This is a genomic window from Hyphomonas polymorpha PS728 (assembly GCF_000685315.1).
Classification (GTDB): domain Bacteria; phylum Pseudomonadota; class Alphaproteobacteria; order Caulobacterales; family Hyphomonadaceae; genus Hyphomonas; species Hyphomonas polymorpha.
Map to the genome: position 1 here is coordinate 1 of NZ_ARYM01000041.1, position 13353 is coordinate 13353.

At 56.9% G+C, this 13353-nt stretch carries 11 protein-coding genes and 1 pseudogene; 7 read left to right on the top strand and 5 right to left on the bottom strand.

Annotated elements, in window-relative coordinates:
• Window positions 1–390, top strand: a pseudogene (locus HPO_RS21305) (DDE-type integrase/transposase/recombinase); the annotation flags it as partial.
• A gap of 72 nt (window positions 391–462) precedes the next feature.
• On the opposite strand, the gene HPO_RS18890 reads toward HPO_RS21305, so the two are convergent.
• The 5 genes from HPO_RS18890 to HPO_RS18910 all read right to left on the bottom strand — a co-directional run bounded on the left by HPO_RS18890 (window position 463) and on the right by HPO_RS18910 (window position 7235).
• On the bottom strand, window positions 463–1773 hold the full coding sequence (locus tag HPO_RS18890; protein ID WP_035602587.1) for an acyl-CoA dehydrogenase family protein: 1311 nt from the start codon (window positions 1771–1773) through the stop codon (window positions 463–465).
• 45 nt (window positions 1774–1818) lie between these two features.
• On the bottom strand, window positions 1819–2586 hold the full coding sequence (locus tag HPO_RS18895; RefSeq protein WP_035602591.1) for a FadR/GntR family transcriptional regulator: 768 nt from the start codon (window positions 2584–2586) through the stop codon (window positions 1819–1821).
• Between the two features lie 79 nt (window positions 2587–2665).
• Window positions 2666–4150 carry an NAD-dependent succinate-semialdehyde dehydrogenase gene (locus tag HPO_RS18900; protein WP_051612838.1) on the bottom strand — a complete coding sequence of 495 codons (1485 nt, stop codon included), beginning with the start codon at window positions 4148–4150 and terminating at the stop codon, window positions 2666–2668.
• Window positions 4147–4983 carry an SDR family NAD(P)-dependent oxidoreductase gene (locus tag HPO_RS18905; protein ID WP_051612839.1) on the bottom strand — a complete coding sequence of 279 codons (837 nt, stop codon included), beginning with the start codon at window positions 4981–4983 and terminating at the stop codon, window positions 4147–4149. The genes HPO_RS18900 and HPO_RS18905 overlap by 4 nt, the downstream gene beginning before the upstream one ends.
• 44 nt (window positions 4984–5027) lie before the next feature.
• On the bottom strand, window positions 5028–7235 hold the full coding sequence (locus tag HPO_RS18910; RefSeq protein ID WP_035602594.1) for a TonB-dependent receptor: 2208 nt from the start codon (window positions 7233–7235) through the stop codon (window positions 5028–5030).
• Window positions 7236–7396: 161 nt separating this feature from the next.
• Here HPO_RS18910 and HPO_RS18915 point away from each other — a divergent pair, with 161 nt between their 5' ends.
• From HPO_RS18915 to HPO_RS21310, 6 genes are all read left to right on the top strand, one after another.
• Window positions 7397–8542 carry an acyl-CoA dehydrogenase family protein gene (locus HPO_RS18915; RefSeq protein WP_035602597.1) on the top strand — a complete coding sequence of 382 codons (1146 nt, stop codon included), beginning with the start codon at window positions 7397–7399 and terminating at the stop codon, window positions 8540–8542.
• A gap of 5 nt (window positions 8543–8547) precedes the next feature.
• On the top strand, window positions 8548–9474 hold the full coding sequence (locus tag HPO_RS20115; protein WP_051612840.1) for an acyl-CoA dehydrogenase family protein: 927 nt from the start codon (window positions 8548–8550) through the stop codon (window positions 9472–9474).
• Window positions 9475–9560: 86 nt separating this feature from the next.
• On the top strand, window positions 9561–10766 hold the full coding sequence (locus tag HPO_RS18925) for a CaiB/BaiF CoA transferase family protein (protein WP_035602600.1): 1206 nt from the start codon (window positions 9561–9563) through the stop codon (window positions 10764–10766).
• The gene (locus HPO_RS18930) at window positions 10766–11497 is read left to right on the top strand and encodes an SDR family NAD(P)-dependent oxidoreductase (RefSeq protein ID WP_035602603.1); all 732 of its coding nucleotides are present in this window, start codon (window positions 10766–10768) and stop codon (window positions 11495–11497) included. Before HPO_RS18925 ends, HPO_RS18930 begins: the two co-directional genes overlap by 1 nt.
• Window positions 11494–12873: an MFS transporter gene (locus HPO_RS18935; RefSeq protein WP_051612841.1), complete on the top strand. Its 1380-nt coding sequence runs from the start codon at window positions 11494–11496 to the stop codon at window positions 12871–12873. The genes HPO_RS18930 and HPO_RS18935 overlap by 4 nt, the downstream gene beginning before the upstream one ends.
• A gap of 93 nt (window positions 12874–12966) precedes the next feature.
• Window positions 12967–13185, top strand: a complete 219-nt coding sequence (locus HPO_RS21310; RefSeq protein ID WP_084324454.1) for a DDE-type integrase/transposase/recombinase — start codon at window positions 12967–12969, stop codon at window positions 13183–13185.
• Window positions 13186–13353 lie beyond the last annotated feature (168 nt).

Sequence of the window (13353 nt, forward strand, 5' to 3'; positions counted from 1 at the left end):
CCGGGGTTACCGGCGCGGTTCACCTATGTGACCGAGAAGCGCGACAAGGCGGCGGCGCTCAAATTCCTAATAAAAGCAATGAAGCGGTACGAAAATCCTGAAGTTGTGGTTCCGGATCGGTGCCCTTCGACCCGCGCTGCTATGAAGTTAATCGGCAATGAGAAGTGCCAGGAAACCGGCCGTTATCTGAACAATTGCGCCGAGAATTCGCACCTACCTTTTCGATGACGACAGCGGGCGATGCCGCGATTTCGGCGGATGCGAAGTTTGTAGAAATTCGCCACAATGCACTCGTCTGTACACAATCATGTCAATCATCAAAGGAATATAGAGGGGAGGGACAGGTTCAAATCGCTACGAGACGCCGCCCTTCGCGAATGGCGCGAACTTGTCGTTATGTGTCACTTGTTGACCCGCGAGCAACGGAGACGGGTTCACATTGGGCAGACTGCACCCAATCAACTATCCGACGAAGCCTGGTGGTTTGGGCCAAAGCCCCTCGCTTGCAAGTCTTTCAGCTTCTTCAACGGTCAGCACGCCAGCGTGTCCGCCGGTGCGAGAAGGATCTGATTTGTTATGGTACTTCAACTCAAGGCGACCGATTTGATTGCGATGAACTTCATCCGGCCCGTCCGCAAGTCGAAGTAGGCGGGCTGTTGCAAAAGCGGCAGAGAGAAAATGATCATTGCTGGTTCCGCCTCCGCCGAACATTTGCATCGCCCAGTCGATGACTTGTTGTGCCATACGTGGTGCGGCGACCTTGATCATTGCGATTTCACGACGGGCAGCTTTGTTGCCGGCAGTATCCATCTTCCATGCTGCATTCAAAGTGAGAAGGCGTGCCTGATCAATGAGGATGCGAGCCTCGGCGATCCGCTCAAGTGTTACTGTCTGCTCCGATAATGGACGCCCGAAGGGTTCGCGCTGTTCCGCGCGCCTGCACATGCGCTCCAATGTGCGTTCAGCAAGTCCGATAAGGCGCATGCAGTGATGGATGCGACCAGGGCCGAGCCGCCCTTGTGCAATTTCGAAACCTCGTCCTTCGCCGAGCAACATGTTTGAGACCGGTACGCGCACATTATTGAACACAACTTCCGCCGCTCTGTCCGGAACTCCATAAAAGCCGAGCACCGGGAGCGCACGGACGACTTTCACTCCCGGTGTTTCGCGCGGGACCAGAATCATTGATTGCATGCGATAGGGATCGTCATGTTGCTGGGCATTTTTCCCCATGAAAATCATTATCTTGCAGGCTGGGCTGGTTGCATTGGTCGTGTACCATTTGCGGCCATTCAATACGTAATGATCGCCGTCTCGCGCTATCGAACTTCCAATATTCCGGGCGTCCGAGGATGCGGCTTCGGGCTCAGTCATGGCGAACGCGGAGCGAATTTCTCCTGCCAGCAACGGGTTGAGCCAGCGTTCCTTCTGATCCTCGGTTCCGTACCGCAAGATCGTTTCCATGTTGCCGGTGTCTGGCGCAGAGCAATTGAAAATCTCTGGAGCAAACAGACTGCGTCCCATGATTTCGCAGAGTCTTGCATAATCGACGTTGGACAAGCCGTCGGAATGTTCGCTTGCGGGCAAGAACAAGTTCCACAGGCCGGTAGCTCGTGCTTTTGGCTTCAATTCCTCCACTACCGGATAAATTGACCATGGACCCAGTCGTTCGGCTTCAAGAAAATAGCGCCGCTCGTTTGGATAGATGTGCCTTGACATGAATTCGTTTAGCCGTTCCGCAAGGTCCACGCTTCGCGGGCTGGGTTCAAACACTGATTTGCCTCCGGATTTCGGCCAAGTCCTGCAGGGCGGGGCGTTTCATTTTTTTAGCCAGTATTTCGAAGAGTTTGTCAGGTGGTTTCGCCAGTGGGCCTCCGCGCCATCGGCATCGTTCGTCTTGATGAGCGCGACGAGTTTGCGAATGGATCGAACACCGAGGCTCCGAAACTTTCGCGCCGCCGCGGAGTCCTCTTCGAGGTTTCTCAGGTAGGTGCCGGTCTCGCCTTGATAAGACTCCAATATGATGGTGAGCATTTCCGCCATGATGCTCAGCGTGCGATTGCCCGTAAGCTCCACAATCAGAAAGTGGAACCGCGCGAGCCCACGACTGAGATTCAGGAAGTTGTCTGTTTCTACAAATTCTTCCAATTCGGAGACCGCCGACTCGAGTTGCCTGATCAATGCCGGTGTCGCCTTCTGAGCCAAGAGGCGAGCCGCAAAGGGCTCAAAGGCGAGTTGTGCTTCATAAGATTCTTCAATCGTCGCCCCGGCGACCGTCAAAGCCTGCCCGGCGTATCGGGCCGCTGTCGCGGCATTCGGCTGGTGTACCTGTGCGCCTGTTCGCGATCCGCGGGACACCGAGATGAGGTCCTCGGTCTCAAGGATCCGGAACGCTTCTCGTAGCGTGGTGCGCGAAATTCCGAGCTGGGAGACAAGTTGAGTCTCAGGGGGCAACATACTGCCCTCCTTCAATTGCCCAGAGAGGATGAGCTGACGGATCTGGTCCGCAGCCAACTCAGACGCTCTCAGCGGCCGACCAACTCGGCCAAGCGCTACAGACTCGGTCTTCTGGTTTGTTGACCCCATAAACTCTGTCTTCCCCTTCTAACGGCGAAAGATCGCCATGCTTGCTTGAAATAGCTGCCACGGTTGAGGCCACAGTTTCCTAGTTTATTCCACCCAGGCACATGTACTTTGTTTCCAGATACTCATCGATACCGCATTGCGCGCCTTCGCGTCCAATTCCACTCTGCTTAACGCCGCCAAAAGGTGCAACTTCGGTCGAAATGGAACCCGTGTTGATGCCTACCATGCCGCATTGCAGTTGCTCGGAGACCCGGCATGCGCGTGAGATGTCGCGGGTGAACAGGTAACCGGCAAGGCCGGTTTCAGTATCATTCGCGCGATCAATGACTTCGCGTTCCGTCTCGAACGATGAGATGGCAACAATCGGGGCGAAGATCTCCTCGCGGCTGACGCGCATGTCGTCAGTAACACCGGTGAGCAAGGTGGGCGCAAAGAAATTCGCTCCCTCAACCAATACGGAAGCCCGAGCTCTCAGTTTGGCACCGGCCTCGGTCGCTTCCTTCAGGAGTGCTGTGGCGGCCAGAACGGCTGATGAGTTGATGAGTGGGCCGATTGCGTTCTCCGGCAGCTGGCCGTCGCCTACGACGAGACTTTCCACCGCCTTCGTCAACCGGTCCGTGAACGCTTCCTGAATACCGGCCTGCACAAAGAACCGGTTGCTGCTTACACAGGTTTGCCCCGCATTCCTGAACTTGCTGGCCATTGCCCCGGCAACGGCCAATTCCAGATCGGCGTCGTCGAAAACAATAAATGGTGCGTTGCCGCCAAGCTCCAGGGAGACTTTTTTGATTGTGTCGCTGCATGCCGCCATCAGCTGTCGTCCGATTTCAGTCGACCCGGTGAATGAAATCTTCCGGACGAGCTGGCTGTCGGTCAACGACTTTGAAATCACCTGCGCAGACCCGGTGACACATTCCAACACACCTGCGGGCACGCCTGCCTGGCGGGCAAGATGGCACAGTGCCAATGCCGTCAGCGGTGTAGCGCTCGCAGGCTTGAGAACCATGGTGCAACCGGCCGCCAATGCGGGCGCAGCCTTTCGGGTGATCATCGCGGCAGGAAAATTCCATGGCGTGATTGCACCCACCACGCCGACGGGCTGTTTTATGGTGACAAGGCGCAGATCAGAGGCGGGCGTTGGAATCGTCTCGCCATTAGCGCGTTTGGCCTGCTCAGCGAACCATTCAACGAAACCTGCGGCATACATTATTTCCGACCGGGCTTCCGCCAATGGTTTGCCCTGTTCCAGCGTCAGGACATTGGCGAGCGCATCCCTGTGATCGCAGATCAGGTCAAACCATTGGCGGATGATCCTGGCACGGCTTGCGGCGGTGAGGCGCGACCAGGGTCCGAATGCTGCGTGCGCCGCTTCAATGGTGTGATCGATCTCCTCCCGTGTCATTGCGGGGACATGAGCGAGCCGTTCGCCGGTAGCCGGATTGATCACGTCAATTCGGGCCGCCGATGCAGCCGTGATATCCGGAAACAGCTCCGTATACGGCTCAAGTCGTGCAGATTGGCAGACTTGATTTTGATCGCTTCGGTTGAGTGTTCCGGAATTCATTTCGTAACCTGACTGGGTAGGCTGGCCGCTTCAAGTTCCTCCATTTCGCGGTTGATGTGATGAAGGTAGCTCAGTGTCCCGATCGGAATCCGGCTCCCGCCCGCCACCGGCACAACTGTACCCGTCACCCATGATGATTCATCCGCAACGAAGTAGACAGCGAGTGGTCCAACGTCATCGACTTCACCGAGCCTGCGGAGGGGTACAGTCTCGATTTGACGGCGACGCGTGCTGGATTTTTCCATGGACGTGCTGTTTTCTGTCAGCACAACGCCTGGCGCGATCGCGTTCACGCGAATCTTGCGGTGCCCCCACTCCACCGCCATTGTGCCGGTGAGGCTTTCCACACCTGCCTTTGCGGCGCCATACTGTCCGGTCATCGGGCAGGGCTGGGAGGCGGTCCGTGATGTGATGTTGATGATCGAACCGCCTTTGGTCATCGACCTGGCGGCGGCCTGCGCGGCGAAGAACGTCCATTTGAGGTTCAGATCGACGACCCTGTCCCACTGATCCTCCTTGATGTCGAGCAGCCGACCGACATCGCTCGCAGAAGCGCTACCGGCATTGTTGACCCAGCCGTCGATGTATCCGAATTCTTTGATCGACAGATCGACCAGGCGATCAATCTCAGCCTGGCTGCAGATATCGACGGGAACGACCAGAGACTGCGCACCAAGATTTCGGACCTCTTCAGCCGTTTCCTGCAGTGGGCCTGGCGTGCGGCCCGCTATCACGACATTGGCGCCCGCTTTGGCCAGAGCCCGGCAGATTCCGCGGCCAATGCCGCGTCCTCCGCCGGTCACTACGACTGACTTTCCACTTAATGAGAACAAAGTCCATTTCCTTGCTAGTTGAACAAATCGGAGCTGTGTGCGCGCTAATCGAAGGATGCAGACAGGCGCACACCGAAGGTCTGCGGACGCGCGGCCACCCGGCTATAGGCGGTTGTCGAGGGCAGCACGAAAAGCGAGTAGTCTTCATCGAACAGGTTCTCGCTGAACAAGGCGATCCGGTATTTTTCGGAAGGGTCAAGCCAGGAGATCTCAGTGTTTACCACAGTGTACGGATCATCCCGGACGCTGTTTGCCGCGTCGCGGAACGATTCGCCGCTGTGATAGATGTTGCCCGACCATGTGAAATCGCCGCTCCAGGCAGGCAGTGTATAGTCGAAGCCGAAGTTGATCGTGTATTCGGGTGTACGGATAAGTTTGTTGCCGGACGCATCAATGGTAGCGCTTGCGGCCCCGCCGAGACCAGTTGGGAAAGTGACCGAGGCATTCTGGTAATCGACATAGGTTGCATCCTGTAGCGAGAGGCCCGACCGGATGTTCAGCCCCTCAAGAGGCGATGCGATCAGTTCAGCTTCAATGCCGCTGATTTCTGCCGATGCCGCATTCTCCAGCGTGGAGACCAATGTCACAGGATCGCGAAGGCTGACCTGCACGTCCTCGTAGTCGGTATAGTAGCCCGCCAGATTGAGACGCATCCAGTCCGTCGGGCTTGATTTGATGCCGAGTTCGTACTGCGTAACTGTTTCAGGATTGACCGGGGTCGTCGAGAAAGTGGTGGACGGAAATATTCCGGCTTTGAAGGCCTGGCCCGCTTTGGCGTAGATGTTGAGGTCCGGGTTCGGCTGATACTGCAATGTCGCGGTGGGCGTGAATTTTTCCCAGGTCTTTTCCGCATTCAGAACCGCGCTGCTCACGTTGTTCCGGATGAAGAAGTTCTTCTCGTCGTGCGTGAAACGGCCACCTGCCGTCAGGGTCCACTGATCGGTAATAGCGTATGTGCCCTGCAGGTATGCGGCTATTGATTGCGTTTCGACGCGACCGGTCGAACTGACAAGGCTGAAGTTTCCGGTCGCCAGGCTCCGGATAACCTGGTTCGTGCCTTTACCGCCGGCATAGTCGTCATACAGCGTTACGCCCGCGATCCATGAGAATGGACCATCGCTTGTGGAAATGAGGTAAAGATCTTCCACGATCGAACGGCCATAGTTTTTGTAGTCTTGCTGACCGACGATCACAGGCGTGCCGTCCGAGTCTGCACGCGCCGAGAGAGAATTGTACTGAAAGCCAGTGATCGAGTGCAGGTCGAATCCCGGGCCGCTCCATACCGCAGACACCGAACCTGAGTTCTGCCGGGTTTTCAAGGCGCCGGCATCGAGCGCTGAGGTTTCGTATGATCCGTTCGGCAGCAGAGCGTTCGGGTCGAAGCGGAGCGCAACTGTATTTCCGTCTACGGGGTGCGTTGCATAGGGAGTTGAATCAATCGTGTTGACGTGGCCCACAGCCACCGTCACCTGAAAATTTTCAGCGAGATCGAGCAGCACCTTGCTACGCACTGAAACGGTGTCGAGGGCACCTTGATCCTCGTTCTTAGCAATGTTCCGGATGTAGCCGTCGTCTTTGCTTGCGTAGATTGCCAGGTCGGCTGCGACCCCGGCGAGGCCGCCCGTGACATATGCCTGACCGGTTATTTCGTTGTATGATCCGTAGCTGGCGCTGAACTTTGCAGAGGGGTCGAGCGAGGGCGTCTTTGTGATCACATTGATCGCGCCGCCGGTTGCGTTCCGGCCGAGTAGGGCGCCTTGTGGGCCGCGCAAGACTTCGACGCGCTGAATGTTATTGAAGTTCATGACTGTCGAACTCAGGACGGGCTGGTAAACGCCGTCGATGTATACCGGCACCACCGATTCATCGCCGGCGGTCACGCCGCGGGTCCCGATACCTCGAATGGTTGGCTGGGGTGAGTACGATGACTGGGTGAAGTAAAGGCCGGGAGTGACCTGGGTCAGTTCCTTGGTAGAGCCGATGCCGGAAATCTCGAGAGAGTCTGCCGACAGTGCGGTCACGCTCGCCGGAACATCCTGGAGACGCGCTTCGCGCCGTTCCGCCGTAACAACAATTTCCGTGAACCGCCGCTCTTCTTCGATCGCAGGTTCGGCAACCGATTCGGTGTCATCGATGATTGCCGGCTGCGCGGCGGTCTCCTGTGCGATTGCCGGAAGCGCGCTGAGCGAGATCATTGCCGATGACAGAAGTGCGAGCCGGAATGCACCGGCAGGTGCTTTTGAGCGGTTCATGTTTTCCTCCCTGGAATGTTTGTCAAAGGCCTTGTTTCGATCAGCCTGCGCACAACTAGGCACAACATAGCATACAGGTCAACAAATACTACTTGTCTGACAGGTGTGGGTATGACATTCAAAGGCCAACGAAAATCTTGAGACGAAACGGGAGGAACAAAATGGAGTTTGGCTGGTCGCCGCGACACGAAGCGTACCGCGAAGAAGTTCGAGCTGCCCTCAAGGACCTCTTGCCCGCTGACTGGCGGGAAAATTACGCGCGCTACGGAATGGGCTCGCCCGAGCAGATTGAGTTCTCAAGATCATTCTGCCCGGAGCTTGCAAAGCGCGGACTGCTGCTTCCGCACTGGCCGAAGGCATATGGCGGGCGCGATGGTGATCCGTGGGAGCAATTCATTCTCGCAGAAGAGATGAAGCTCGCTGGAGAGCCGAGAGGCCCACAGTACATGAACGTGAACTGGATTGGTCCTGTTCTCATGAAGTATGGGACGCCTGCCCAGCAGGCGGAGCATCTGACCAGGATCGCTGCGGGCACAGTGATCTGGTGCCAGTGCTATTCCGAACCCGGCGCCGGAACCGATCTGGCTGCCCTCGTCACCCGTGCAGAGCGGGTCGGGGATACCTACGTCATAAATGGCTCGAAGATATGGACCTCATACTCGCGAAAAGCGGACTGGTGCTTCCTGCTTGCGCGGACCGGGCCCGAGCGGAAAGCCATTTCCATATTTCTTCTGCCGATGGACACCCCTGGCATCGAAGTGAAGCCGTTTCCAGGATTGGTGGAAGATGGCCATCTGAATGAAGTCTTCTTCACCAATGTTCAGATCCCGGTCGAATCAAGGTTGGGAGAAGAGAGCAGGGCGTGGGATATCATCACCTATGCGCTCAGCTTCGAACGGGTCGGAATACCCAGATACAATCAGGGACTGAAACTGCTCAATCTCATCATGGAGCGGCTGGAAGGTGAAGGCCGCGCCGGGGATTTGGTCATTCGGTCGAGGGCTGGTCAGATCGCTTCGAAGTTTGAAGCTGCGCGTTTGCTGACCTACGTCGTGGTGGATCAGCGCGCAAAAGACCGGCCGCCTTCCATCGATGCCAATGTCTCGCGGGTCACCGCGGCTGAGGCGTGCCTGGACCTGCTCGATTTCATTGCCGAATACGCGCCTGACAGCATGACCGAAGTGGGCGTTGACGAGCTGCGCGGCTTCTATCGAGGAAACATTTCTTCCACGATTGCTGCGGGTACGTATGAAATTCAACTGAACATGATCGCGCGTCAGGCTCTTGGCCTGCCAAGGGGAGATTGAACCATATGGACTTCGAACTGAACGAAGAGCAAAACGTATTCTTGAATTCGCTTGACGCTTTGTGCCGGCCGTTTCGCGAGCTTGAGCAGGCGGATCGTCTCAAATTCAGCTGCTACTCACCGAAACTCCGGCAACGGCTTGTGTCCGATGGCTACCTGAATGCCGCCGAGCACAATCTTTCGTCGCTGGAATCAGCGCTTATGGTTTTACAACTTTCGTCGCTCCCGTGTGTTGCGGAAGTCTCGACATCGGCAATGATCCTTCCGGCGCTGGGCATTTTTCCCGACGGTCCGGTTGCGATCGTCGATTCGGAAATGCTGAGACCGCAGCGGTTTCTGGATGTTGCAAAAACGGCGCTGGTTCTCGATGGAGATGATGTTGTCGAAATCGAAATTGCCGCCGGAGAGGTCGAGCCAGTCGAGAGTATTCTTGCCTACCCCTATGGACGGTTCTGCCGGGCGCCGGATTTGACGCGGGGCAACCGGCTTCATGGTGCGGCGGGTCTTTTGACGGATCGCAGGCGGATTGCCGTCGCACTGGAGTGCGCCGGCGCCGCTAGGGCGGCAACCGACTTTACAGTCGAGTATGTCAAGCAGCGCCGGGTGTTCGGTCAGCCGATCGGATCATTTCAGGCAGTCCAGCACCGGCTTGCGCAGTGCCATCAGATTGCCAACGCAATGAGAATTCTTGCATTGCGAGCTGCTTGGAGCAGCGCGTCGATCGATGCTGGCATGGCAGCATCCTACGCCCAGACCTATGTGCACAAGCTTGTGTTTGACCTTCACCAGTTCAATGGGGGAATGGGTGTTACAAGCGAGCACCTTCTCCACTTCTGGACGTACCGGCTGCGGGCGTTGCAGGCAGAAGCGGGTGGAAAAAATTCGGCTGCATTGTCGGTTGCCGACGAGCTTTGGCCACTGCAAAGAGCCTGAGCGCGCCGAACAAAATAAGGATCGTCCAAGAAGGCGGTCAAGAAAGCGCACAAACAGTCCGCAAGGGAGAGACAAAGTTGACAAACATGCCACTTCACGGAGTCCGGATACTCGATCTCGGACGGACCTTCGCCGCCCCGATCTGCACCCAGATGTTGGCGGATCTCGGCGCTGAGGTCATCAAGGTCGAAAGGCTCGGGCGCGGTGACGAGATAAGGTATTATGGGCCTCCCTTTCTGAAGGACGAGGCGGGGCAGGACACTCCGTTCTCGTCCTATTTCATCAGCGCCAATCGAAACAAGCGCTCGATCGCAATCGACTTTACCAAGACCGAAGGTCAGCAGATCATCCTGGATCTTGCCCGGACATGCCATGTGTGTGTGGAAAACTACAAGGTGGGAGATCTTGCCCGCTACGGACTGGATTACCGGGGACTGAGCTCGGTCAATCCAGAGCTGATCTATTGCTCCATCACCGGATTTGGTCAAACCGGCCCCTACGCTGCGCGACCTGCAACCGATAGCGTCTTTCAGGCCATGAGCGGACTGATGAGCGTAACCGGAGAACCCGACGGTGATCCCCAGAAGGTCGGATTGGTCATTACGGATCTTCTCGCAGGATTGAACGCTGCAATCGCGATCCAGGCCGCGCTTCGGCACATTGAAGTGGGGCAGGGAGCAGGTCAGCACATTGATATCTCTCTGCTCGATGTCGCGGTTTCGACAATGTCGCATCGTGCAGTGGAGTATATGATGTCCGGCGAGATACCCTTGCGGATGGGAACGCGCACAGCCGGATCTGCTCCTGCGCAGATCTATCGCTGCAAAGATGGCGAGATAAATTTTCAAGCCAGCGCGGAGCCCAAATTCGAGGCGCTTTGTGCGCTCTTGAATCGCAAGGATCTTCTCGCTGACGCCCGGTTCCGGACGCGCGCGGAGCGTGTTGTCAACATTGATGCTCTGCAGACGGAGCTTGAGTTCTCTCTGAGGAGCTGGACGATGAGGGACTTGAGTGAAGCGCTGATCGATGCCGGCATCATCTGTTCCCCGGTTTATACGATGGATCAGGCCCTGGAAGACCCACAGATACAGGAGCGGAAGCTCGCAAGGGAGGTCAACACGAAGTACGGGCCTGCGCCGATCGTCGCCAACCCGATCAGAATGTCCGGAACGCCAATCAAGAGGTATGATGGCCCACCTGACATTGGGCAGCATACAGACGAAATACTCAGAACTGTCCTGCTCTACGATGATGCCAATATTTCACGGTTGCGATCGAGCGGTGCCATCTGATGGCCGGAGATACCGTTGTCTGGGTCAGCGGCGGATCCGGCGGCATTGGCGCGAGCTTGCTGAAGTGCCAACCCCTGGGCAACGTGAGAATGATCAACCTGGATATCGCGGACTCGCCGGATTTTGAAACGATCAGGTTTGATCTGCGTGATCCGACAAGTTGGTCTGGGGTCCAGGACAGCTTCAACAGCACGCTCGCCTCTCCCCGGACAGCGCGTGCCTTTTTCTTGCACTGTGCTTACACACCAGTTGGCAAGGGCGTCCTCGCTGAGATTTCTGCCGAAGATTACACGTCGAGCCTTTTTGGGAATATGGTGGGAGTGCTGATGATTTCCAGCATGTTTGTGCGCGCGGTTCGGCCTGACCAGTCAGCGCTCCTAATGATGATGTCATCGGGAGCGGCAAGCTCCGCGCTTCCAGGGTATACGGCCTATGCGGCTTCGAAAGCCGCGATCGAGCGTTGGGCGGCAACGGCGGCGGCTGAAATGGATCTGCGCGGCTGGGGCCCGCGGATCATGGCACTTCGGCCTGGATTGGTGGACACCGAAACAGCGCGCGCCGCTTCCCGGCTGAATCCGGCGCTCTTCCCGCTCGGCCAGGCGATGCACAGGAATTTGGACCAATATGCGGTGACGCCGGACGAAGTGGCGAACCAGATATGGCAGTCGGTACTCGAACGTGAACCTTCCTTGCTGGTAGATCTGGGCGGCACCCAGAGGAGAACCAAATGACGGATTTCAATCCTGCGCAGTCACCGGCAGATGGCGCAAAACCAGTTGTCGTGGTTTCCGAAATGGAACCCGAAGCCAAAGCCGGCCTTGGCGCCTGGTGGATGGTGATCGTCCTGCTGGTCTGTTACATCGTCGCAATATTGGACCGGCTGGTCCTTGTGATGCTGGTCGAGCCTATGAAACTTGATCTCGGTCTGACCGACTTCGAGATCAGTCTGCTGCTTGGGCCGGCGTTCGGCCTTTTCTATGCAATTTTCGGATTTCCGCTTGCTTGGGCGTCAGACAGGTTTTCACGCAGGAAGGTGATCGCGTTCGGGCTGACGCTCTGGTCGGTTGCAACGATGTTGTGCGGTGCTGCCGGATCTTTTTTGAGCATCTTCGCAGCGCGAATGGGTGTCGGCATTGGAGAGGCTGCACTCAGTCCGGCGGCTTACTCGTTAATCGGTGACCGCTTTCCCCGTCAGTTGCTGACGCGCGCGCTTGCGATATATGCACTTGGTCCGCGGCTCGGAGTTGCTGTAGCTTATACGGCCGGTGCCCTTGTAATTGCCTATTCGACGTCGCTCGGGCCTATCAGCCTTCCGCTCATCGGCCTGACGAAGCCGTGGCAGTTGTCATTCATCATCGTTGGATTGCCGGGGATTTTTCTAGCCCTCGCACTGTTCACATTTCGGGAACCGGGGCGCCGCGTTTCAACCGCCAGCCTGGCGGAACGCGACAGCACAGTGTTGGGCTTCGTTTCTGAGAACAAAAAATTGACGACGCTACTGCTGCTGGGCTTTGCTTCCGTGTCCGTTGCCTCTGGCGCCGACTCCTGGGTTCCATCCTATTTTGCGCGTCGCTTTGACTGGCAGCCGCTTCAGTTTGGGCCTGCAATGAGTGTTATCAGCCTGGTTGCGGCCGGCAGCATCTTGATCAAGGGCTCCATTGTCGACTGGCTTTACTCGCGCGGGCTGAAAGATGCCCACATGCGCTTCTATACATGGCTTCTCGGACCCGCCGCCGTTCTTTCGGCAATCGCTTTCTTCCTTCCGAACCCTTTCGTTTTCCTTGGAGTCCTGTGCGTCATTCAGGTCATCACAATGGGTTACCTTGTCTACATGGCTGCCGTAATCCAGATCATCACCCCGCTGCATCTGCGTGGCCGGATGACGGCGCTGTTCCTGTTTGCGACGACTATGGGCGTTGCCTTTGGACCTATGGCTGTAGGTTGGATTACAGACTTCGTGTTCCGTGATCCTCAACTCGTCGGTGGATCTCTCGGAATCGTGCTGACGGCAACGCCGGTTATCGCATTGGTGGCATTTCGGGCAGCCTTGCCGCTCCTGCCTCCGCATATTGCCCGTCGCGGTGATGCCAGCAGAACCGGATCTTAAGGCGGCCGGGTTGGGCGATGCGCCTTGGAAAGTGACCCGGAACCGTCTCCACTACCTCAAGACCTCGTTCGAATTCATCCAGTTTGACGCGTTGTGGACCACAAAAGCAAGTCGCTCAACTCGTACGTAACAAAGGAGCGGGACAAGGATGCGTCGCTGAAGTTTCTCAGAAAAGCCACGAAACGCTACGGAAATCCCGAGTTCGTCGTGTCTGGCAAGTGCCTATCCTATCAAGCGGCAATGAAGGTGATTGGAAGAGAGGGGCGCCAGGAGACTGGCCGACACCTGAACAACCGCGGCGAAAGTTTTTAGCAACCGTTCCGCTGATGCGAGCGGACAATGGCACGCCTCAGGCGAACAGGAACTTTGCAGAAATTCGTTGCAGCCCATTCATCGGTACACAACCATTTCAATCACAAGAGAAACATCGAGAACACAGCTAGGTTCAACTCGCTACGTGACGCCGCTCTTCTCGAATGG